Below are 23,950 nucleotides of genomic sequence, written 5' to 3'. Positions count from 1 at the left end.
CTATTCATGGGCTTGAAAACTTAACAGGAATAAGCCGTCTGCAAATTGAGCTAAAAGCTCCAGACGGCTGGCATTTGCATGTTGAATTTTGACGTTTTTTAAATGTAGTGGGCCTAAGGGTATAGCCGTGTTGATGGTCAAAGCACCAGTGTCGTTCATCTGCCAATTACCAGTTAAATGTTCAAAAGCAACCGGATTGGTGATGCGGAATTGCAAACTGCCATCCCACTGGAAACGGAAATACTTCTGCGCAACAGTAGCAAACATGTCATAAGGAGGAGCTCCGGCAGACTGCTTAATTATCACACGAGATCGACTTTGATCAGACTTCCAGGGATGCGCACTAATCAATTCCTTTGCTATTTTCCAGCCTGCTGCAAAAGGAGCTTTCGCCATAATTTTCCCAAAGGATACCCGTTCCGAATGTTGATTGTTTTTACTGCAAAATGCAGTTAGCAACTGTTCATAATCCACCAGACGATCTATATCTACGCTAAATTGACCGTTATTATCTACTTGCAGCTTTTTGATGATTATACCTTGTTCGCCCTCATATTGAATAGTTACTTCTGCTCCTGATTCCGCTTCCCCTTTTAGAGTAGCGTAAGTGCCTTCAAGAGCGATCCCTTTTAGCAGAGGTGGATTAATAATAGAATCAACTGGATTAGACTTGTCCTTTTTACAGCCAAAAAGAGCTAGGAATAATAAAAGCAGAAATAAAATATAACAAGATTTATAAATTTTCATAACCTGCAAATTATGGGTAGCGGATAATGTATTTATTTAACCATTCTGGAGCATTGATAAGTTTGGTTGTAGAACGTACATGTAGGATAGCTCCACCATAATTCATTTGCAACACTTGTGCTTCTGTTAAATTATCGGGTAAGCGTAGTTCTAAGGCTCCCCAATCTCCCATGTTTTCATTGAAACTGAATGTTTCTAACTGTGTTAAAAGAGAAAAATCGATAATACCAGTAAACTGACCGGAGATTGCTAGTTTTCGAGTACTGGCTGGCAGACGGATGTTCGCATGTAGTGCGCCATTAACATCGTTTAATTGATATAAGTTAATGTTGGTTAATTGTGCAAAACCTGTAAAATCAAAAGAACCACTAAAGGCACCCGTGAGGTGAAGCCTATTAAGATTCGCTGGAAACTTCCAGGAATCCAGATTAACCTTATTTAATCCGCCTCCAGCATTTAAAGAAAGATACTGCAAGCGTTGATGGCTGCTTAGGTCGCTTCCAGGAAGAACGTAGGCATCTAATACCAATTCGGTTAACGAAGTGGGGAAGGCGACAGGCTCCGATAATAAACAGGCATTCAAATTCAATTTCTGAAGCCCCTGATTAAGTATTAATCGTTTCACCTCTTGCGTATGCAAACTAAGTAATTTAGAAGGGCTCACATCTAAGGCTTCCAGGTTTCGGATATTCAGGCTGTCTATTTGTTGAGCCTTAATCAGCATTTGAGGTCTAGCCGCGGTACCATGGATAGATACCTTATTGGCTGCCAGTTGATCCAGATTCTCATTACTGTTAAAACTACCAAACTTAAGGTTGAATTCCTTTAGCACATGCTTAGGGTGTTTAATGTTTTGCAGATCAATGTATTCAAGGTCAATTTGCTGTAGTTGAGGGTTGTTCCCGAAATCTGCGGCTAATTTTAGGGGTGCTAATATTTTGTTTGGATGTTTTTGCTGCATCCATGCAGGATCTATGGTCCAGGTAAATGAACGCAGGAGAGGCATCTTTTCCAGATCTTTTAATCCTGTTGCTAAGCTATTTGTGCCGTATAAGGATTCAACATTCGGAAAATTCTTAAAGCCTTGTAAGGTGCCTTCAGCATTGATAATATTACCCTGATTATCCACATCCGAAGCGGAAGGCTCGAAATTGATACGAATATCGCTATCTTCCTTGTTTGCCGATGGTAGGAAAAATAAACTGTCGTTCGCTGGGGTCACATAAAATAAGGCTTGATTTTCTGCCTGCAACCGATAGGTGGAATAAAGCACCTGAACTTGGGCTTTAATGGCAGGGTCTTTTATGCGGGTTATCAGATTCCCCAGTTTATCGAAACGGAATAATTGTATATAGTTGATGGCTCGTTCGGCCAAATATTCTTGGTATTGTCGGGAATTTTCGTCAATTTCCAATGGTTCATTGATGGATACCAAGGATTCTTTGCTGCAGCCAGCGAAGGCGAGTAAGCCCGTTAAAACTAAAATGGCTGTTGTTTTTTTCATGATGGGAAGTGTTAGATGGAATGGTCTACGCTAGTTATCGATGCGATTCGCGAATATTAATAGTATTTGAGCTATCAAAGGTGGTTTTCGAAAGGAACGCATAGAATATGGCATTTTTAGTGCTTATTCGTGCCCAAAAGCCTTTATCTGTTTTACGAATTAATTCGATAATGTAGATCTGTTTTGGAAGAATGCGAATCGCTTGAGCATTGGTATAAAGCTGGCTGTCGGCACGTTCGCCAATATAGATCTGTTCACCAGCATGAGGCTTTAGTCCAAAGAGTCCCTCACCCAAAGAAAGGAATAAATCCTCATCGGTTTCTATCAACAATTTATTTCCTTTTGTTGTCCAACGGGCATTTGAAACAATATCTTTTGAATTGTTTAGAAAGCTCTTGTAAAAGCTTGAAAACAGAAACGGATAGGCAATTTGCGCCTTGCCACCATCCTGTAAATTAAAGAGTACGCCATTAAAAAATGCAGGCGTATTCATCAGTAAATCTTCGATGTAAGTAATTCGCATGACCCCTTCTAAAGGAAAATCAGGGCTGCTGATAGACTGTCCGTTGTTGCTGAAGCTATGAGGCGAAACCCAGGCTCCAATAAATTCTTCTGCTTTCAATGCCGATGTTTGTATAGGCTGGCTCGCAAACCAGTTATTATCTATGGCTGCAACATAGGCTGCACTTTCCATGCTGTAGGTATTTGGGTTGCGGTTAGAAAACTGAGTTTCTAATACGCGATCGCCAAAATCTATCGCTAGCTTTAAGGTATTCACGTTTCCCTTGTTTTCCATATTTAAGATTTTAATCTTGCCCGTAACACTGGATACGGGTGTTTTTGTGCTCAAGATGAGGGTGTTCTCCTCATCAGTTGCCACAGACCAATTGCCTTTGCAATGAATGGCAGCACCTTGTTGGTAAGGCGGCATAAAAAGCATATTCGAGGTGCCATCACGATAAAGGGTTAAGCTAGTCCAGGCTGCTTGATAAAGCATCGAAGACACGTAATCAGAAGGTTTAAATATATTGTTCTGTGTGCTCCAAGTCTCTGAAAAACCTTCATTGTCCTTGTACCAAACTTGATTTGATATTTTTTGGATAATAGGATTCGTTAAATTGGGGCTATTGAGGATATTATAGAGCGTAATCTTCTCTTTTTTGCAGCCTGTAAGCAAACAAAACACCAGGAAGAATAGCGATAGGATAGTAAATTTCATGCGTTTTTAGGATTTGAATACTCGGATTTAATTTATTTTGCCATTAAGTAAAAGGGTTCCCGTAAGGATTCGAAGTAATTCAACTCGTAATCGGGTTCTCCATAGCCTGTTATATACAGTAAAGGGTGCATATAGAGCATAATATGCGGATTGGATAAGACTAAAGATCCTTCTTTCAAGCTATAAGTAAATTCATAACAATACTCTCGGTTGAACTTGTTAACGCCGGGTGTAGGATCCTGAGCAAGACTCATCCAGCATAAAAGCTTGTCCCCATAAAAGGTATACGAAACTGGCTCACGAAGCAATGCTTTTAGCTTTTCTTTAAATTCAGTAGGTTCTTCCACCTTTGAAAGGCCTTTCATGGTGAATACAGGAATAGGGAAAAATTCATTGATGGCTAATTGACCTTGCGCCTCAAATTGAAAGTCATATTTCACCACTGCGGCATAGCTAAAATCAGGCGTGTAGACTACCTGCTCAGCAGCCCATTCTTTTCCTAAAGCTTCTGAAACTGGGGAATGTGCCTTCCGAAAACTAGCAACCTTATCGTCGAAAAATGCCGCAAAGCTGGCTGCGCGGCTTTCAAATTTCAAAAGTTTCTCTCCTTTTCGCAGCTGTTGCGGAATTTCACCTAACAGGCTTCTGTTAAATAAATTGTTTTCATATTTTTCTTTATAGATATCGAATAGGGAAGTGCTAGAAACTGTTGACTTAACACGCTCAAAGTTCTGCTGCAAGCGGATGGCCAAATCTGTAAAAGTAGCGTGCATCCGAATATCATTATCTACCATGAAGTTCTGATTGGGGGTAAATAACGCTTCTTTAACGTATTGGTCATAAGCCTGCGCTGCTTGGGGAGCATCTACAAAAGCAAGCTCAAACAATTCATTTAGTTTTTTTATTTTTTCCTGTTTTGCTAATTGAATACGAACATCGTCGTCCAATTGCAGTTTCGTACTGCAGCCTACAATGTTAAGGATGCTAAGCGTACTTAGGATTAGCAAATAGCTGTTTATTTTTCTCATGACTAAGGAAGTTCGGGCAAGCATTAGAGGTTATAAGTTAAATTGATGCTGAAATAGCGATTGGGTTGGGAGAAGCGGGAAATAGTTTTATTTCCTTCTCGGAAGAAACTGTCAATGTGCGGCAGTAAAGCTGGGTTGGTCAGTTGTCGTAAATCGTCCCAACGCCAATATTTTTGGTTGAAAAGATTGTAAACGCCGGCTCGAATAAGTGCATGCCGATTAAGCTGGTAAGAACCGAAAAGATCAAAGCTATAAGCATCTTCAAAGAATAGGCCTGGGAATTGCCTTTGTACTTCCTGTTGCGCTGTGTTTTCTACAAAACGAGTCTGCGCTTTGTTCTTCGCTTTGAAATAATTCCCCACAAAATTAGCTTGCCATTTTTGATCTAAGGATAGGTATTCTATCCCGGCGAAGCCTGTTAGCGGCTGTGCTGCCAAAAGGCTGGTACCATAGTCAGTTTCTCCTTTAGCATAGCTTGCTGCCATGTTTAGCTCAAATCCTTCCGCATAATGGTGGAAGACATCCAGCTGCAAATGCATTTTTACATCCATGCCCATCAACTTAGCCGCGCTCCTGTTCACATGTTTAACATAGGCAATGTTTTTATTGCTATGGTCTATGCTACTTTGCACGGCCATGGTTCCCCGTTCCACTTCAATAAAGTTTTTATAATCGGAACGATAGAAATTCACAACATAGGTACCGAAATTTCCACTGCCCGCCAATTCTACTTCATGGTTGTGGGAAGTTTCTGGTTTTAATTCTCGGTTAGAAAGTACCAAAAAGGAGGGCCAGTAATTGAAATATTGAAAATAGCGCTCCTCCGTTGTGGGAACACGATAGCCCGTAGAAAACTTATAGCTGAGATTTAAGTCATCGCGAAACCGATAAGCTGCACTTACCAAATAGGATAGACCCTGGTCGTTATCTCGAATCGCTGTATTTGATAAAGAAATGTTTTGCATCCCTCGCATCAAATAATCCAGGTAATAGCCGTCGGTATAGGCCTGAGTCTGGCGATCTTGGGTTTGAAAGCGATCGTATCGAAGGCCGAGTTGAAGGCTTAAGTGGGCATCAAGCTGTATCATGTCCAACAGGCTGGCACCGTAGTTCCTGCGGTAAATAGGGCGTTGGAAAGCGTAGGCATGGGTTATTTTTCCAATGGACTCACCAAGGGCATACCGTTTGCCAAAACGAACGGTATAGCCATCTTTTATGTTGGCAGCTACCGGGTTTTCCATATCTACATTTCGGCTGTCGTTCCCTTTTTCTTGAGCATAAGCCGTTAACGAGAGATGGTGCATCCCCCAAAACGCCGCGTTTATTGGGCTAAAATTGATGCTCCCCTGTAGCGATTTATCTTTAATTTCCTGTCCACGAAACTTATCGCGTCGTCCCTCATAGAAAAGTTCGTAATCACCTTTCCCATCGAAATTGGGCTGAAAATAAGCCGACCAGGTGCTGGCATCAAGGTAGCTATCTTGTAGGTTGGCGCGTAATGACGCTTCTTGGATCCAATGCGTTGCTGATTGGAATTGATAGGAAAGGGAATAGGAATGACTTAGGCTCTGATCATTAGCATAATAATAAGGTCTGTTTGCTGCCGTAAAGATATCCATAGGCTCTTGTGACCATATTTCCGCATTTACCCGCTTATTCAATAGGTAATAGGATAAGTCAATACGATGATCCTTGTGCGCTTGAAAAGCCAGTTTTCCCAACAAACTTTGCTGTTTATGGGTCATTGGATCAATTTGCGTAGAAGTGACATTTCGATTGAGGGAACCATAACTAAAGTTTTTAAGCTCATTAGCTTTTCGGTCTGCAAACATGAACAAGCCTTCCCAATTGCCTTTTTTTAGCGCTATGCCCGCCAAATACATCCGCAGATTATCTTTTCCATTATAGTTTACTTGGGCTTGTGCGCCATAGTTACGGCCTTCAGCAATTAAATCGCTAGCCTGTTTACTTTGATAGTTTACTGCGCCACCTAATGCGCCTGAACCTGCAGAAAAGGAGCTTGCGCCTTTTTGAATAACAATACTGGAAACAAAATAGGGGTCAAATTCAATTCGAGAGGCGTTCGATAGCCCATAGGCACTGAATACTAGATTTTCGTGTATTTCGGGCTGCTGGATACCATCAACACTAATGGCAACGCGATTCGCTTCTACACCACGGATAGCAAAGCCCCGATTGCCTGCACGGCCTCCTGAATAGGAAATACCTACACCCGGTGTATATCGAATTAAATCCCGCATATCAGATGTCATTTCCTTGGCCAACTGCTTTTGTCCAATCAAACTGCTTCCTACCGTTCTATTGCGTTGTCTTATTATTTCAACTTCTCTCAGTTGTTGGGTTTTACTGGTATCTATTTTTTGTGTGAGGGTATCTTTTTGTTGACCAAAAAGTTGCTGTGAAAAGCAAGTAGGTAGGGCAAAGAGTAAAAAAAAGAGGAGTCTATTGGTCATCGTATTAGTTCGTTAATAATAGTTCTGTGCTGAATTCTTGTAATTGATAAGATACGGCCTGATGAATAGCAGGAATATCCGTTTCTAATTGGAGTTTTTCTTTTTTGAAGTCAATTTGTTTTAAACGTAGGGTATAGGTGCGCTCACATCGGTTCTTTTGCTTTGGATCAGGAATTGCCGCACATCCCCCTATAGGTTTTTGAGAAAAACTAAAGACTAAATCTGCCGGGCTTTCTTGGAGGCTAATCCAGTCCAATGGAAAATCCAATATTGTCAATTCCTCCTTTTCCTTATCGTATTGATACTGGTAGCCTCGTAAATCTATAATTGCCAGTTTGGTAACTTGGTTTTGAGGTTGGTTTTCCAAATATTTAGCATACCTAAGTTCAAGCTGGGGCCGCGAAAAATTCGCAATTTCATTCCTAAGGTCAAACCACAGGTGGGTATTATCGTTGCTAAACTGAAAGATCTTGTTAAATAATAGGTCATTATTACTCAGGATGGGCGTAAGTTCCTGCCGCTTGAAATCCGGATGTTGATTTAATTCACGTCGGCAGCCGCTAAAAACAAGTAGGAGGAAACAAAAGCAAAAGGGGAAAATATGCCTTCTACATTGGCTGGGGAAAAGTACAGTTCTATTCATATTAATATTATGTCGTGTGCAACTTGTTTATTTAGAAGGAAACTAAATAAACTTAAACGACGTAAAAATAGAATAATCCTCGGGCTGCTAGATACCCAAAATGGGAGAAAAAACAACCAAAACGGGAGCAATTTATAGAAGTGATTACGGAAATAACATCCCCACTTTCCAAACATTAGCAACAAGAAAAGGTTGCCCTGGGGCAACCTTTCTCATTTAACTGTCTTAATAATTATATTCTAAACCTAAAAATTATGCTTATTTAAGTGGGTATTCTTTAAAAATACCGTTCACCACTTTCGGGAGGTTATTGATGGCTTTTTCCGGCGTTCTAATTTCTCCAGAGCCGCGTGCTTGCCACACCACCGAATTCGATTTACGATCTACCGCTTCAATGATTAAATGGGCATAGCGGTATTTCTCTTTACCCACGGGGTAAGATGGACCACCTCCGTACCAGCCATATCCCCAGCCCCACGGACGGTAATAGCCACCCCAACCATAGGGGCTGCTGTAGACCATGCGGCTTTTGTTATTCACAATGGCGACATAACGGAACAAGATATCCGGATTTTCCTTCGAATAACGTAGTCCGCGTGCTTCCAACTCTTTGTTTGCTGCCGCGAGGATGTTACTTCTGGAAATATCATTCGTGAAATAATTCTTCGATAAGGAATCTACCGGCTGCAACCAGCCGTAGGTTTTATATTGAGAGAAATCTAAATTTTGCACCCTAGTTGTATTGTACTTATAGGATGAACAGGAAGCGAACAAAAGTCCGATTCCAAGCATAAGATATAACCAAAGCGATTTCATATTTGCAATATTTTAGTGTTTGACAAGGTTTCTTTCTAAAGGTTTAATGCCCAATTGTTAAAAAGGATATTTTGCAACCAAAGGCATCGTGCGCCCTGGTCCAAAAGCTTTCGGACTGACCCGTAAAATCGGCGGCGACTGAAAGCGTTTAAATTCTGCGTTGTTTACTAATCTACTGATCCGTTGAACTAAGACTTCTTCAAAACCTAATTTCACCAACTCGCTGCCCGATTTTTCCTTTTCGATCAGCTGAAACAAAATCGAATCTAATACATCGTATGGCGGTAGTGAATCGGAGTCCTTTTGGTCGGGGCGAAGCTCGGCGGATGGCGGTTTAACAATTGTATTCACCGGGATAATTTCCCGGTCGCGGTTGATGTAGTTCGCTAATTGATAAGCCTGGGTTTTATAGACATCGCCAATAACGGAGATGGAACCGGCCATGTCGCCATATAAGGTGCCATAACCTACGGCAGCCTCGCTCTTATTAGAGGTGTTCAGCAAAATATGGCCATGCTTGTTGGATATCGCCATTAAAATCGTACCCCGGGTTCGCGCTTGAATATTCTCTTCAGTGGTATCCGCGGCTTTCCCCTCGAATGCCGGCGCTAAGCCGGTTTCAAAAGCCTGTGCAATATCCTTAATCGGTACAATATGATGCGCGCAGCCTGTGTTTTCAACCAAATCTAACGCGTCTTTCAGGGAATGATCAGAAGAATAAATCGACGGCATTAATACCGCCAACACATTTTCTGCGCCCAGTGCCTCGCAGGCTAGGGCCGCCACTACAGCCGAATCTAGACCGCCGGAAAGACCAAGAATCGCTTTCTTAAAGCCCGATTTCCGAAAATAATCGCGTAAGCCTAAGATTAAAGCATCGTGAATCAAGGCCATTTCGCTGCTGTTTTTAACCGCTACAGCTTGCGCACTGCCCAGGTCTTTTTGCAATTCCACGTATTGCAAGTCCTCCGCAAAGGAGTGTAGTTCCGCAATAATGTCGCCTTTTTTGTTTAGGGCTAAAGATCGGCCATCGAAAATAATATCGGCATGTGCACCCACCTGGTTTACATAAATCAAAGGCGCATTGGCTTTGATCACATTTCTGCTCAGCACATTTTTACGGCTCTCAAAATGCGTGTAGGAAAAAGGAGAGGCCGCAATATTGATAATGATATCGGGGTTTTCCTTCGCCAACTCCTGCATAATATCGCCAACATAAGAGTTCGGGCCATCATCATCCCACAGGTCTTCACACACCGTTAAGGCGATGGTTTTTCCTTGAAAGGGGATGCAATTTACCTGCTTATTCGGCTCGAAATAGCGATACTCATCAAAAACATCGTAATCAGGCAATAGGCTTTTCTTCACCAGCTGCTGCACTTGCCCTTCAGCCAATAACAAAGCCGCATTATACAGGGCTTTACCTTCGGGATCTTGGTTGCGAACCGGCGCCCCGATGATACAAGCAATACCTTTACACTGGCTTGCAATCTCTGCTAGCGACTGCTCGCAAGCATTTAAAAAAGCGGCATTGCGCAACAGATCTTTGGCTGGGTAGCCACCAATGGCCAATTCAGCAAAAACCACCAAATCTGCACCGGCCGCCTTGGCCTCTGCTATGCTTTGGATTATTTTTGCTGTGTTTTCCTCGAAGTTACCGATATGATAGTTTAGTTGTGATAACGCAATTTTCATGTGCCTGACTTTTATTGTAAAATTAATAATTAATTTTGTCTATCACCAGAGGATACCTTCATGAGACATATATTTATCAAGCTATTTCCATTTCTTATTGCCCTTTTTATCTTTCAAAGCTGTCAATCCGACAAACAGAAACCCGATGTTTCCGATAGCCCTGTCCACATGAAGATCGAACGCTTTGATCAAGAAATCGCCCAGCTGAAACCTGCTGCTATCCTCAATAAAAATAAACAATGGCAAGCCGAGTATGGTTTGTTCTATACCGATTATATGCGCTATATGCTAAAGGTAGGCGATCCCCAAGATTCCATTTACCTGCAAGACATCCTGAGTAAGGTGGTTCAAAAAAAGGACTTTATCGACCTGGCAGCAGCTGTGCAGAAGAAATTCCCCGATTTAAAAAAACAGGAACAGGAGCTGACCCAGGCTTTTCGCTATATCCATTATTATTTTCCTGATTATAAAATCCCCAGGTTGATTAGCTTTTTCTCGGGCTTTGAAGTGCAAGTACCCCTAGGCGAAGATTATATTGGAATCGGCCTGGATATGTTTCTCGGCCAAGAATCCCCTTTTTATCCGGCACTAATCAATTCCATTCCCCTGTATATTTCCCGACGATTTACCCCAGAAAACATTACCCCACGCGTCGTAGAAGCTGTTATTCGGGAAGAACTCTTCCCGGAGAAAGATGCCGATGTAAATACCCTGCAACAGATGGTTTATCACGGCAAGGTGCTCTATGCCATGGATCTTATACTGGATGCCCCTGATAGTTTGAAAATTGGCTATACCGGCAAACAGATGGAATGGGCACAGCATTACCAAAAGGATGTATGGAAATGGTTCCTCGATGAAGACCTGCTCTACAATACCGACTACCTACGCACCCAAAAATATTTTACCGAAGCACCATTCAGCCCTGAGCTAGGCGAAAACAACGAATCAGCACCCAAGCTAGGAAGTTTTATCGGCTGGCAAATCGTGCGTAAATTCATGGAAAAACACCCTGACCTTGGCTTGAAAGAACTCTTTGAACATAATAACGCGCAAGAACTGCTAAGTGATTCGAAGTTTAAGGGGTGAGGTTAGATGTGAGATATTAGATTTGAGATATGAGATTTGAGATTTGAGATTTGAGATGTCATCCTGAGCGGAGTCGAAGGACGAACGACTGGTACGTCAATGCAATCATCAATGGCTAATGTGCTTACTACCCATTGGATTGCTTTTGTAATTGATGGGTTATCATAAGCTTTATGTTTATTAATTGTACTGACGTACCAGTCGTTCGACTCCGCTCACGATGACAAAACGATGACAGCTCACGATGACAGCACCCAAACACCACACCACACACGTCCCCCCCCCACCACACGCCCTTTCCAACTCCACCTTCCACAATCACCCCTTTTACTTCCCTTTCACTCCCCTTTCTCACCCGTATCAATCCCCTTTGCAAAGGCTTATACAAAGGCTCAAAAATGGAAGAGAAAATGCATTGACAATACCAAACCCGGAAGAAGCTATTGCTTCTATAAAGCGCATAAAAAAGCAGCCTTCATAGGAAGGCTGCTTTCTTGTAAATATGTTTGTTTCAATAGAGAGCGTTACATTGCGTTTGCTACCTTGTTTACCGTAATTTCGAAAACAACTGGAACGTTTGCTGGAAGTTTTTCATTTCCTTTATTGTCTTGTGCCCAAATGGAAGAAGAGATAAATCTGATTTTATTACCTGCTCTTAAGCCTTTTTCTATTAAACCGGAGAATTGCATGTTTGCATCGGTGGTTTTAGGGTAGAAAGCATAAATCCAACAAGCGAAAATAGAAGACGTATTTGTGCTGTAAATATCCATTGAAACTGGATCAGTTAATTTTTCATCAAATGGCGTTCCATCCATTAAAGTTCCTTTGTACTTTACCGTAGCAGTAACAGGAACAAAAGAATTTGCGCGAATAGTATATTCAAAATCAGCTGGTTCAGTAGCTGGCGCTAAAATTTCATACCAAATCCCAGTTTTCTCATCGAATTTTTTATTTTCTCCGAAGTGTTCTGCAGCATACGCTTCTAAATCATCTTTTTGAGCTTTAAAGACAGAATCTCTACGTGCAATTTCTTTTTCATAAGAATCATCGTAGGTATTGTCGTCTTTCATACAAGAACTCACACTCACCACGGCTAATAAAGCAATAAGAATAGTTTTAAATGTTTTCATAATGTGTTTTAATGTCTTAACAATGTTAAGGTAAACGGTTACTTATTGCAACCTGCTACACAAAAGTAAAAAAAATTATAAAATATTTAATATTTCCTTAATACTTAGGCATTTGGCTTGCCTATTTTTTAGCTTAAAATCTTGGTTGAAGAGCAGTAGGGTGGGGAAAACATAGCTTTTCGGTTGTCCTAAAAGTAATTTGGCCAACTCATGATATTTTCCGGTTCTTTTTTGTTTGCTGTGATTATGAAAGGTTAAGCCGTCGAAATTTACGGCTTCCACAGACTCTGCATCAAACTGAACGGCATAGTAATCGGCATTGACCTTCTCGATAACCCGGGGCTCGTTAAAAGTTTCCCGTAGCATCTTTTTACAATAGCCGCACCATTCGGTATGGAAGAACAGCAAGACAGGCTTGGGGTCTACTTCCAAGGCTTGGTTGAGTTCTTCGAAACTAATCCAATTTATTTCCTGTTTCACAGGCTCTTGAGCCTGTGAAAGGGAAATCGTCAATAGGAGATTCCAAAGGATAAGTTGGAATTTTTTCATTAATGGAAGTGTCCTATTTTAATACCAAAGTTAACGGTACGTGGTCTAGACGGACCGTAGATATATTGGGAGTCGCGCGTTGCTCCTTTATCGAAGTCTTTTTGGAAGGCATTGAACATGTTTTGCACGCCGGCAAATAATTCGATGCTAAAAGTTTCTTTTAAAGGTAGGGTATAGCCCACACGTGCATTTAACTCCATAAAGTCGCGTGTATCTTTCAATAAGAAATCATCGCCAATGGTATGCGGCACTAACATGCTGCCTGTGTATACACCGGTAATATCAAGGCTTAGGGCACTGATCGGTTTGTAGTTGGTGTTCAGATAACCGTAAGCATTTGGCGTGCGCACAAAGCGTTTGGAGCTGATGTTCTCGCTTTCTGTTGCGCCTTCAAATAGCAACTGAGCATCTTTGAAGGTAGAACGCTGAATAGTTCCGCCGGCCTGCACGCTAAAGCTGGATGAAGGTGCAATATTCAGTTCGATATTCGTTCCGTACACTTTGGCACCCGTACCGTTGCGCATTTCCTCGATAATCAGGTTATCACCTTCCGATGTTCTAACCGTGGTAAACGGATTTTTAAGATCGGTATAAAAGCCTTCAACCAATAAGCTGGTTTGGGTAGATCCGAAATTCTTCGTGAAGTTTAAGGATCCGGTGTAGGCGTTGGAATATTCGGTATCTAAGTTTTCGCCAATTAGAACGAACATCTGCTCGCCACCTACAGAAGATACGTGCATATCTTCGTTAAAGGCTTGTGGTGCTCTAAAACCACGTGCATAGCCTCCGCGGAATTGCAGGTAGTCGGTGATATCGTATAACAAGGTTACGCGTGGGCTAAACGTGCCGAAGCTTTCCGAGGAATTCCGTGTAAAATCGGCTAAGCTGTATTTGCCATCCACATAGGTATAATCGTAACGGGCACCGAGTAAGGACTTCAAGTTCGAAAGGATATTCCATTCGTATTGGAAGTAGGCTCCTACGCCATGTGTTTTCTGATCGATGGTACGTTTATAGCCCGGAATCTGGTCTTCCGTTTTATTGCCTGAGTATTCTACCCCAGCTGTCACCACATCGCGCTCGAAGGTATAAGTATACTGGGTTCCGGCTACCATGGCAAAGTCGTCGGTAGTACCGTAAGAATTGGCCGCCAACAAAGAGTCCTGATGCTCGCGATTACCGCCTAAACCACCGTAATAACTATCGCGGGCTGTTTTTTGCGCCGATGCATACAGGGATATTTTATGTTTAAAATCCTTCGAATACTGATCGAAGGTTAAACCGCCGATCAAGGAGTTGGTATGCAATTGTTCGGTTACATCGGTAAAGTGCGGGGAAACATCCAAGCGGTCGCCGCCACGACGAAACTCATTGAGTACACTTAAATCTAGGGTAATCTTATTGTATTCGCTGGGTTTGAAGAAAGCCTTGGTACCGAAGGTCAGGTTTTTCAACTTCGTCATTTCAGAGAATCCATCGCCATTGGCATCGTAGGCTTCCCGGTTGCGGTGCATTCCATAAAAGGTAGCGCCGGCCTTCAGGTCGTTATCTACATAAGAAGTGTTGAAATCGATGGTGTTATCCCAAGATTTACCGTTGATAAGGGAGTTGGTCGATTTAACCTGCCAATCGTTCTCTACCGGATCTTTGGTGATAATATTGATGGTTCCGGCGATGGCATTGGCACCAAAAAGTGCGGAACCACCACTGCGCACCACTTCAATACGGTCGATCATACTGGTCGGGATTTGGTCTAATCCATATACGGAATTCAGCGCACTGAAAACGGAGCGGCTATTGATCAGGATTTGGGAATAGGCACCCTCCATACCATTTAGGCGTACCTGCGAGAAGCCACAGTTTTGGCAGTTGTTTTCAACCCGTACCCCTGGTTGGTAGTTTAGGGTTTCTGACATGGCTACCGATTGGGTGGCATTGAACAGTTTGGGGCTCAATACATTCACGATAACGGGTGCTTTTTTGCGCTCCATCCCATATCGGGAGGCGGAAACCACCACTTCGTGCAAGTTCAAATTATCCTCGTGTAAGGATATCACTTGAAATTGGTCTAGCTGTTGGCTTTGCAGCGATTTCTTCGCCGATTGATAACCCACGGCACTAATATTTAGATTGGCCTTAGATTGGCCTTTGTATTCAAGCTCAAAACGCCCCAAGGTATCTGTGGATACGCCTCTTCCACTTCCTTCAATACGTACGGAAGCGTTCGGGATGGGTTGTTGTTTGTCGTTGACAATTTGCCCTTTAATCTGGGCAAAAAGCGATGGTAAGCCTATTACTAAAAAGAATAGGCATAGTGTATACTGTTTGTACAAAAATGTCATTGGGTTTTAGCTAATAATCTAACAATAGCTTGCTGGCCTAGGCCTACAACAAGCATGGGGCATCGCATAAAAATGGATACCTAATAAAATAAACGGATTATGCTAAAAAGGAGGGTGGGCCACGGCCAAGGTGGCATACGAGGTCTTGTTGCCGGGTTTGTTCAAGCAGTTCGGCGTATGGAATTTCACTTAAAACCGTAGGGATGGGCAGGCTATATACCAGGGGTTCCCAATCGAGGTAGCTCCCTTGGAATACAATATCCAAATAGCGAATCTCCGCATCCGAATGGTGATGGTGATGTTTTTTTTCGCCGAGGTTGTAGGGGTGAATGTGGGTGACAATCTCGCCGGTGGAGGTCACCTCTTTGTGCATAAAGACAACACCACTAATAACAATAACGCACATCCAAACCAGCAGGAAGCGGGCAATCCAAGTGCGATATGTTAGCGAATGTGTCATTTATGCTATTAAATTAGGTTGTAAAAATACAGATTATTTACAACCTAATTTGGATATATTCTAAATTAATTTGTTGTGATCGTCGGGAAAAATAGTGCTTGGTTGGTGTTTTTTAGCGCTTTCCATATCCATGAGTGCATAGGAGATAATAATAACGATATCGCCTACCTGCACCAAACGTGCCGCAGCTCCATTCAAACAGATAATGCCTGATCCACGCTGTCCGGGGATGACATAGGTTTCTAAACGGGCACCATTGTTATTGTTTACAATCTGAACTTTCTCGTTCGCAATAATATTGGCAGCATCCATTAAATCCTCATCTATGGTGATGCTTCCCACATAATTCAATTCCGCTTGCGTTACACGCACGCGGTGAATTTTCGACTTCATTACTTCAATCATCATAATACAAAGTTATGCTTTTTTATTTTTTTAATAGGGTAGATGTGCTTGACTTACGCTTTAACGGGCATCAGCATGTTATCAATTAAACGAACACCGGCTAACCAAGCTGCTAAAATAGCTACATAGGATTTGCCATGCTCAGGCTCGCTGATGGCTTTTAAGCTGCTGGTTTCACAAATAGCCAGGTATTCCAATTCAATCGCTTCCTCGCTGGCTAAGATAGCGCGTGCCTCGGCTAACAACTTGTCAACGGGTTCCGTTAGGAAGTGACTTTGGATATGGGCTAATGCTTTCGATAGGACTAGGGCTTGAACGCGACCAGCATCCGATAGGCGTGCATTTCGCGAACTTAGGGCCAGGCCATGTGCATCACGGATAATCGGACAGATCAACAAGGTTATGGGTAATTGCTTGATTTCGATCATACGCTGAATCACCATCACTTGTTGAAAATCTTTCTGCCCAAAGCAGGCTTGATCGGGTTCCACTAAATTGAATAACTTATAGACAATCTGTGTTACACCCTGGAAATGGCCGGGGCGATGTTCTCCTTCCCAAATACGATCTAAATCGCCTAGGTCAATATGCCAAGGCGCTTCGTTTTCCGGATACATTTCTTCCACGCTGGGAAGAAAAAGGATGTCGCAAGCGGCGGCTTCCAGCAAGGCAATATCATCTGCAATAGGCCTTGGGTATTTTTCTAAATCCTTAGGATCATTAAACTGTGTGGGGTTAACAAAAATGCTACAGACCACGATGTCGGTACGTGGTTTGGCATACTCGATTAAGGAAATATGCCCGGCATGCAAGGCGCCCATGGTGGGTACCAGGGTGACCCGTTGCTGCTCGCTTCTTAATTCAGCCAGGGCTGTCTTAAGCTCATTTTTACTACGAATTATCTGCACGATGCTCTTTTGAAAAATAAGGTACAAAAGTGAGCAAATTCTTTCAATTATAAAACGATGATTTTTAATGAATTGTAAAATTCATTTATTATTAGTACCTTTGTAGACCGATTTTACTATTCAATAATAATAAAAAAAACAGTTGGAGATGGCAAAAACGAAGATATTGTTTATAACCCATGAAATGTCGCCTTTCCTTGAATTAAGTAAAATTTCTGAAATAACACGCCAGTTACCTCATGCGATGCAAGAAAAAGGATTCGAAATTCGGATTCTAATGCCGCGTTTTGGTAATATTAATGAGCGCAGAAATCGTCTTCATGAAGTGATAAGGTTGTCGGGAATGAACATTGTGGTGGACAATAATGATAATCCGCTAATTATTAAAGTAGCTTCCTTGCCTGCGGCAAGAATGCAGGTGTACTTCTTAGACAATGAGGAGTATTTTCAGCGGAAGAAAGTGTTTCGTGATGAGCACGGCAAATTCTTTGAGGACAACAACGAGCGATCTTTGTTTTTCTGTAAAGGAGCGTTAGAGACCGTGAAGAAACTCGGTTGGTCACCAGACGTAGTACACTGCCATGGTTGGTTTACCGCGATGGTTCCAGCGTATTTGAAAACCGTGTATCAAAACGACCCTACCTTTAAAGATGCGAAAGTATTCTACTCTTTGTATGAGGAGGATTTTGAGAATGCATCTTTGGGTACGAAGTACGCGGAGATCGCGGCGCAAACAGATATCGAAGCGGCCAAGTTGGCGGCTTACGGATCAGGAAGTTTTGTGGACTTAACAAAAGGTGCCTTATCTTTTACGGATGTCGTGGTTAAATCGGACAAGAACATCCATCCAGAGATTATGGCCTATGTTGAGGAAAACAACATCCGCGTGTTTGCCCCAAGTTCAGACGAAGATTATGATGCCTTCGGCGAGTTATACGACGAGTTTGTAAACGAAGAAGTATCCGCTTAAACCGGAATTCTATCATAAAAAAATAGGGCTTTGCAATTGCAAAGCCCTATTTTTTTATAGAAAGGTTTTTATTATGCGTATTAGCGGCGCGGATTGGCGGCCGGGCCATAGATGTTTCCAACCATGGTCATGGCGCAACGGAACCCAATCATGGCGCTGGATTGATCTTGCTGTGCAAAGCGACGAGTCGCTGGGTTTAACCAGTAAGCTCTATCGTTCCAAGATCCTCCTTTGAAAACACGTGACTTGTCGTTTACTAAAGTCACTTTACCAAATAGGGCTTTCTGCTCTTCATCTAAATAACCACGTACATCGTAGTCGTAAGCGTTGGCAGCACCCATGTTAATAGAATCGATGGTTTTAGCTTGTTGCAATTCTTCCCAGGTTTGTTTGCGGGCAGCTTTTGCAGGCACCTTAATCGGACGTCCATATTCGTCTTTGGCCAAGGTACGGGTTTGTGCATCCTCGTATTTATTGTCCATGAACACGTGTCCACGGTATGGATTGAAATCTTCGAAGTCTTCGAATGATAATTGACGGTAAACATCGCTTACCCATTCATTCACGTTGCCCGACATGTTATACAATCCAAAGTCGTTCGGCATATAGCTGCGCACCGGAACGGTGATATCACCACCATCATTTAAGTCGCCGGCTACACCCATATTATTACCGGAGGTAATTTTGAAGTTAGCCATCATCTTGCCTTGGGATTTATGACGCGCACTACGAACGCCTAAGCCATCCCATGGATAGGTTCTGGAGGATTGGATATTTCCTTTAAAGGAGTTGCCGATTAAGCCTAATGCGGCGTATTCCCATTCTGCCTCCGTAGGAAGGCGGTATGGTTGTTTCAAAACCCCATCTTCCATGCGTACCGGACGACGCGCATCTTTGTTTGCACCGATGCTATTGTCTTTCGGCATGTTTTTGCCGTCTACATTCGCACCGCGGATCTGTCCGTTTAAGTATAATTCGGTATTGAAGGCAGCATCTGGTTTAGCCTGCTGGCCGTGTAAGGTCTTATAATCTACCAATACGCCAGACTGTCTTAAGATATGCTCGTTGACACGGTCTGTACGCCATTGGCAATATGCATTGGCTTGTTCCCAGCTAACACCTACCACAGGGTAATCTTGGAAAGAAGGGTGTCTTAAATATAAGTTTACATAAGGCTCGTTGTAGGATAGCGGATGGCGCCATACTAAAGAGTCTGGAAGGGCATCGTAATACATCTTGCCATCTTCAGGGAAGTTCTGGGCAATCCAATGTAGGTATTCTAACCAATCGGCATTGGATACTTCTGTTTCATCAATGTAAAAGGAGGCAACAGTTACACGGCGTTTCAGGTTGTCATGGGAATAGCTGAGGTCTTCATTTAAACTTCCACCCATTACAAAGGTTCCACCTTCAATGCCCACAAGTCCGGGGCCCGGTGCTTCCTTTACCTTCCGGTTGATTTGCAACCCGCCATTATATGGATCGTTGTACTTAACGCCAGTTTTGGACGAGAAATTACTTCTGTTGCTTTTACTACACGAGCTAAATATTAATATTCCAAAGGCCAAGCATAGGGTAGACATTAATATTTTTTTCGAATACGTCATAGATTATGAGGATTTAAAATCCAAAAGTAATAAATAAAAGTTAACCCAAACTAGTTTACAATAGTGTACACGAGGTTTTTTCCTTATTTGTCGAAAAATATCTTAATTTTTTGGGTTTAAAACGCTTTGCTTTCATTTTTTTAACAGCCTAGATTGCCGTATCTTCGTAACAATATGAAAATAAAAGTAGGTTTTGGATTCGATGTGCACCAAATTAAGGAGGGACATCCCTTTATTTTGGGTGGAGAAAAGTTAGATCATCATGCCGGTGCTTTCGGACATTCCGACGCCGATGTATTGGCTCATGCCATTTGTGATGCTATTTTAGGAGCCGCTAACCTGGAGGATATCGGTTATCACTTCCCGAATACAGACGACCGGTGGAAAGGCGCAAACAGTTTAGACTTATTGAGCCAATGTGTAACATTGATTCAGGATAAAGGCTATAGCCTGGGAAATATCGACGCGATGCTATGTTTAGAAGCACCGAAGATTAAACCGTATATCCCGCAGATGAAAATCAATATCGCCAAGGCAGCAGGTATCGAGGTAGATGATATTTCTATCAAAGCAACCACCAATGAAACCATGGGCTTTATTGGCCGTCAGGAAGGTGTGGTGGCTTATGCGGTATGTTTAATACAAAAGGAAAATTAATCGGAACTCCGATTTCGGAAATATTGTAGGGCAATGAGGCAGGCCAATAAGGCTAGCCCGCTACCCAGGTAAAAAGGAGCACTAGGCATATAAAGCGTAGTGTTTTTTTTGGTAAAAAAGCTAAATAAACTGGTCATCAATAGCGGGCCTATAATAGCCGTTAGGCTGATGATACAGGTTAATCCACCCTGAATCTGTCCTTGCTCATTGGCTGGTGTTTGATTGGAAATGGAACTCTGAATGGCCGGGCCTCCAATACCAGCGAAGACATAGAACACACTGGCCACATACAGCATGGCTGTGGATCCGGCGAAGCCCATCAGCAAAAACGATACGCTATTCAGGAGCAATCCGAAAATAATACTCTTGGGAATGCCCAGTTTCGGGATAATAATACGGATTAAGCCGGCTTGCACAATAGTTAATAATACCCCGATAAAGCCGAGGGAATAGCCTACCATGCGTTCGTTCCAGCCAAATCTTTCCATGGTATAATAGGACCAGGTACTCTGCACCGCATGGGCGGCCACATTGATCAGAAAGATACAGATAACCAGCGGTTGGATCTGCGGATACCGGCCGATATGCTTAAAGCTGCCAATCGGGTTGGCATTCTTCCAGTTGAAGGGCCTTCTGTTTTCGGGTTTTAAGCTTTCTGGAACTATAAAGTAGCCGTATAGAAAGTTTAAAAAGGTAAGTCCGGCAGCGGCAAAGAATGGAATTCTGGGGCCATAATGACCAAGAATACCACCCACAACAGGGCCGATAATAAAGCCTAATCCGAAGGCTGCACCTAATAATCCGAAGTTCTGCGCCTTATTCTGCGGGGTACTGACATCGGCAATATAGGCGGCCGCCACGGTATGGCTGGCACCGGTTATTCCGGCTACAATACGTCCGACAAATAACCAGAAGATACTGGGTGCAAAACCGATCAGGATGTAGTTGATCGCAAAGCCAAATAGGGAGCATAATAGAACCGGCCGACGGCCATAACGATCGCTTAAATTGCCCAATACGGCCGCAAAAAAGAACTGCATGAATGCATAGCAAAACGTGAGCCAGCCACCATAGGAGGAGGCCTGACTTAAATCGCCGTGAATGAGTTCTTTAATCAATGCTGGCATCACCGGTATGATAATTCCTAGGCCGATAGAATCAAGAACTACCGTAAGGAAAATAAAGAATAAACCGGATTTAGTGTTGATTTTTGACAGCATATGTTGCGAAGTTAAATATTCTAACCAAAACAAAAAGAGAACAATATTTTTTTTGTTCATTTTTCCGATATACTGGAAGGTCCGGAAAAATATGGTACTTTTGTACTTGAATTTGCACAATTGGCACACTTACTGTTGGTATAGGAAATCGAAACTATCACCCAGAAGGTGAGGCTTTCGTGGTTTCATTAATGATCAAATGAAGAGAGAAGCAAAAAGTAGTAATCTTACCGAAGAAGACGTAAAAAGGTATACACGTAATTTTTGGAAAATATTGATCGGGCTGGTGGTGATTGGAGCCCTATTTTTATTGATGGTGCGCGTAGGGATATTTGGGAAATTACCCACCTTTAAGGACCTTGAAAATCCAAAAAGTAACCTAGCATCTGAAATTATAACCGATGATAATCGTGTATTAGGAACCTATTACGTTCATAACCGTTCCAATGTTAAATATTCAGAACTATCCCCATACTTAGTTCATGCCTTAATCTCTACCGAGGATAAGCGTTTTTATGAACACTCAGGGATCGATTATTCCAGAACAATTTCTACCGTATTATTAACCCTTAGCGGGAATAAGCAGGGGGGAAGTACAATTACCCAGCAATTAGCTTTAAACCTTTTTGGCGAGCAAAGAGCACGAAACTCCTTAAAACGGATTATGCAAAAGTTCCAGGAATGGATTACCGCTGTTCGTTTGGAAAGAAACTATACCAAGGAAGAGATTATCATGATGTATTTTAATACCGTAGATTTCGGTGCTTACAATACATTCGGTATCAAATCAGCGGCACGTACCTACTTTAACACGACTCCGGATAAGCTAACTGCCGAGCAGGCAGCTTTATTGGTTGGGATGTTAAAAGGACCGGGTGAGTATTCACCGGTGCGTCGTGCAGAACGTGCTTTACAGCGTAGAAATCTGGTGTTAGCGAATATGCGTAATCAGAACTTCATTACCGCTGAGGAATGTGATAAAGCGTCGGAAAAGCCATTGGGATTAAAATTAACCATCTCTAATTACGGGGAAGGCTTAGCGCCTTATTTCCGTGCGGTATTAAAAGAGGAAATCAAAAAGGAATTCCAACGCTTAGCCATTACCAAGCCTGACGGTACACCTTACGACTTAGATCGTGATGGACTGAAAGTATATACCCCAATCAACTATAAAATGCAACAGCATGCCGAAGCGGCGCAGAAAGAATGGATGACGCGCTTGCAACGGGAGTTTGATAAGCAATGGAAACGAAGAAATGCTTTCACCGGTAAGAATGCGAATCTCCTGGTAACAGGGATGCGCCGTTCTGATCGCTATAGAGTTTTAAAAGAAGAGGGATTATCCGAAGATCAAATCCGGAAGGAATTTGATAAGAAAGTTCCGATGACCTTATTTACCTGGAAAGGTAATGTGGATACCGTGATGACGCCAATGGATTCCATCAAATACAACAAGTTGTTTTTGAGAAATGCAATGATGTCCATGGAGCCTAAAACAGGTTATATTAAAGCCTGGGTTGGGGGTATCAATTTCGAGCATTTCAAATACGATCAAGTGCGGTTAGGAACTCGTCAGGTTGGATCGACAGCAAAACCATTCGTGTATGCTTATGCGATCGATAATGGCTATGGCCCATGTGTTTCTGTTCCGAACCATATGCGTACCTACGGCAATTGGACACCACGTGGTACTACCCAAGGTGGTGACCCTATTACCTTAAAGAATGCTATTAAATACTCACAGAACTTTGCATCAGCATACCTAATCAATGAAGTTGGGGCTGCCAATGTTGCGGAGCTGACTAAGCGTATGGGTATTACGACTACCATTCCGAATGAGTCCTCTATCGCCTTAGGATCTTATGATGCTTCCTTATTTGATATGGTGGGTGCTTATTCAGCATTTGTAAACCATGGTACATGGGTAGAGCCAACCATGATCTTACGCATCGAGGATAAAAATGGTTCTCCTATTTATGAGAAAGCGCCGAAGGTATCGAAAGCGCTGAACAGCGAAACGGCCTATGCCATGGTGGATATGTTGAAAGGTGTAGTGGATGGCGGTACGGGTAATCGCTTGCGTTGGGATACGAATTTTGGAGGCCTGAAGAATCCTATTGGTGGTAAAACAGGTACGACGAATGATAACTCGGATGCTTGGTTTATCGGGATTACGCCAGATCTGGTTACCGGTGTTTGGACGGGTGCTGAGGATCGTGGTATCAGCTTCAGTAGCATGCAATACGGTCAGGGTGCTGCCGCAGCGATGCCAGTTTTCGGCTTGTACATGAAGAATGTGTATGCCGACAAAGAGCTTCACTATACGCAGGATGATTTCCCATTACCTCCGGGCGGGATTACCCGTTTTGAGATGAACTGTTCAAACTTCTCGCAGTTTTATGGTAATGATCCGAGTAAAACCGAAACCCCACTTACAGAAGATGATCGATTAGGATTCTAGTCGTTTACAATAAACGTTACTCTACC

At 42.6% G+C, this 23,950-nt stretch carries 20 protein-coding genes; 4 read left to right on the top strand and 16 right to left on the bottom strand.

Going from position 1 to position 23,950, the window contains the following annotated elements; translation table 11 throughout:
- From GQF63_RS13070 to GQF63_RS13035, 8 genes are all read right to left on the bottom strand, one after another.
- Positions 1-747, bottom strand: coding sequence for an Ig-like domain-containing protein (locus GQF63_RS13070; protein WP_160369681.1), 747 nt, complete (start codon positions 745-747; stop codon positions 1-3).
- Positions 748-757: 10 nt separating this feature from the next.
- Positions 758-2,251: a hypothetical protein gene (locus tag GQF63_RS13065; protein ID WP_160369680.1), complete on the bottom strand. Its 1,494-nt coding sequence runs from the start codon at positions 2,249-2,251 to the stop codon at positions 758-760.
- Positions 2,252-2,285: 34 nt separating this feature from the next.
- Positions 2,286-3,470: a hypothetical protein gene (locus GQF63_RS13060; RefSeq protein ID WP_160369679.1), complete on the bottom strand. Its 1,185-nt coding sequence runs from the start codon at positions 3,468-3,470 to the stop codon at positions 2,286-2,288.
- Between the two features lie 32 nt (positions 3,471-3,502).
- Positions 3,503-4,498, bottom strand: coding sequence for a hypothetical protein (locus GQF63_RS13055; RefSeq protein ID WP_160369678.1), 996 nt, complete (start codon positions 4,496-4,498; stop codon positions 3,503-3,505).
- A gap of 23 nt (positions 4,499-4,521) precedes the next feature.
- Positions 4,522-6,972 (bottom strand): TonB-dependent hemoglobin/transferrin/lactoferrin family receptor, encoded by a 2,451-nt coding sequence (locus GQF63_RS13050; protein ID WP_160369677.1) that lies wholly within the window; start codon positions 6,970-6,972, stop codon positions 4,522-4,524.
- Positions 6,973-6,976: 4 nt separating this feature from the next.
- Positions 6,977-7,615: a hypothetical protein gene (locus tag GQF63_RS13045; RefSeq protein WP_160369676.1), complete on the bottom strand. Its 639-nt coding sequence runs from the start codon at positions 7,613-7,615 to the stop codon at positions 6,977-6,979.
- Between the two features lie 258 nt (positions 7,616-7,873).
- Positions 7,874-8,347 carry a DUF4136 domain-containing protein gene (locus tag GQF63_RS13040; RefSeq protein ID WP_343031045.1) on the bottom strand — a complete coding sequence of 158 codons (474 nt, stop codon included), beginning with the start codon at positions 8,345-8,347 and terminating at the stop codon, positions 7,874-7,876.
- Positions 8,348-8,488: 141 nt separating this feature from the next.
- The gene (locus GQF63_RS13035) at positions 8,489-10,126 is read right to left on the bottom strand and encodes an NAD+ synthase (RefSeq protein WP_160369674.1); all 1,638 of its coding nucleotides are present in this window, start codon (positions 10,124-10,126) and stop codon (positions 8,489-8,491) included.
- A 60-nt stretch (positions 10,127-10,186) separates the two neighbouring features.
- On the opposite strand from GQF63_RS13035, the gene gldB reads away from it, so the two are divergent.
- Positions 10,187-11,215, top strand: coding sequence for a gliding motility lipoprotein GldB (gldB, locus tag GQF63_RS13030; protein WP_160369673.1), 1,029 nt, complete (start codon positions 10,187-10,189; stop codon positions 11,213-11,215).
- Between the two features lie 524 nt (positions 11,216-11,739).
- On the opposite strand, the gene GQF63_RS13025 is transcribed toward gldB, so the two are convergent.
- The 6 genes from GQF63_RS13025 to panC form a co-directional block, all read right to left on the bottom strand.
- On the bottom strand, positions 11,740-12,345 hold the full coding sequence (locus GQF63_RS13025; protein ID WP_160369672.1) for an FKBP-type peptidyl-prolyl cis-trans isomerase: 606 nt from the start codon (positions 12,343-12,345) through the stop codon (positions 11,740-11,742).
- Between the two features lie 75 nt (positions 12,346-12,420).
- Complete coding sequence (locus GQF63_RS13020; RefSeq protein ID WP_160369671.1) at positions 12,421-12,894, bottom strand: thioredoxin family protein; 474 nt, start codon at positions 12,892-12,894, stop codon at positions 12,421-12,423.
- Complete coding sequence (locus GQF63_RS13015; protein ID WP_160369670.1) at positions 12,894-15,236, bottom strand: TonB-dependent receptor; 2,343 nt, start codon at positions 15,234-15,236, stop codon at positions 12,894-12,896. Before GQF63_RS13015 ends, GQF63_RS13020 begins: the two co-directional genes overlap by 1 nt.
- 97 nt (positions 15,237-15,333) lie before the next feature.
- Complete coding sequence (locus tag GQF63_RS13010; RefSeq protein ID WP_160369669.1) at positions 15,334-15,696, bottom strand: hypothetical protein; 363 nt, start codon at positions 15,694-15,696, stop codon at positions 15,334-15,336.
- Between the two features lie 60 nt (positions 15,697-15,756).
- Complete coding sequence (gene panD, locus GQF63_RS13005; protein WP_160369668.1) at positions 15,757-16,104, bottom strand: aspartate 1-decarboxylase; 348 nt, start codon at positions 16,102-16,104, stop codon at positions 15,757-15,759.
- A 50-nt stretch (positions 16,105-16,154) separates the two neighbouring features.
- A complete protein-coding gene (gene panC / locus GQF63_RS13000) occupies positions 16,155-17,009 on the bottom strand; it encodes a pantoate--beta-alanine ligase (RefSeq protein ID WP_160369667.1) in 855 nt (284 codons plus the stop codon).
- A 148-nt stretch (positions 17,010-17,157) separates the two neighbouring features.
- Here panC and GQF63_RS12995 point away from each other — a divergent pair, with 148 nt between their 5' ends.
- Positions 17,158-17,979 (top strand): glycogen/starch synthase, encoded by an 822-nt coding sequence (locus tag GQF63_RS12995; protein ID WP_160369666.1) that lies wholly within the window; start codon positions 17,158-17,160, stop codon positions 17,977-17,979.
- 80 nt (positions 17,980-18,059) lie between these two features.
- Here the strand turns inward: GQF63_RS12995 and GQF63_RS12990 are convergent, their stop codons facing one another.
- A complete protein-coding gene (locus GQF63_RS12990; RefSeq protein WP_246163520.1) occupies positions 18,060-19,586 on the bottom strand; it encodes an SUMF1/EgtB/PvdO family nonheme iron enzyme in 1,527 nt (508 codons plus the stop codon).
- Between the two features lie 174 nt (positions 19,587-19,760).
- Here GQF63_RS12990 and ispF point away from each other — a divergent pair, with 174 nt between their 5' ends.
- Positions 19,761-20,243 (top strand): 2-C-methyl-D-erythritol 2,4-cyclodiphosphate synthase, encoded by a 483-nt coding sequence (gene ispF, locus GQF63_RS12985; RefSeq protein ID WP_160369665.1) that lies wholly within the window; start codon positions 19,761-19,763, stop codon positions 20,241-20,243.
- Here ispF and GQF63_RS12980 read toward each other — a convergent pair.
- Complete coding sequence (locus GQF63_RS12980; protein WP_160369664.1) at positions 20,240-21,463, bottom strand: TCR/Tet family MFS transporter; 1,224 nt, start codon at positions 21,461-21,463, stop codon at positions 20,240-20,242. The two genes, ispF and GQF63_RS12980, sit on opposite strands and share 4 nt — an antisense overlap.
- 199 nt (positions 21,464-21,662) lie before the next feature.
- On the opposite strand from GQF63_RS12980, the gene GQF63_RS12975 reads away from it, so the two are divergent.
- Positions 21,663-23,924: a transglycosylase domain-containing protein gene (locus tag GQF63_RS12975; RefSeq protein WP_160369663.1), complete on the top strand. Its 2,262-nt coding sequence runs from the start codon at positions 21,663-21,665 to the stop codon at positions 23,922-23,924.
- The last annotated feature ends 26 nt before the right edge of the window (positions 23,925-23,950 follow it).

It is taken from the genome of Sphingobacterium humi, from assembly GCF_009768885.1.
Taxonomy (GTDB): domain Bacteria; phylum Bacteroidota; class Bacteroidia; order Sphingobacteriales; family Sphingobacteriaceae; genus Sphingobacterium; species Sphingobacterium humi.
This window is presented reverse-complemented; position numbering and strand designations above follow the sequence as displayed.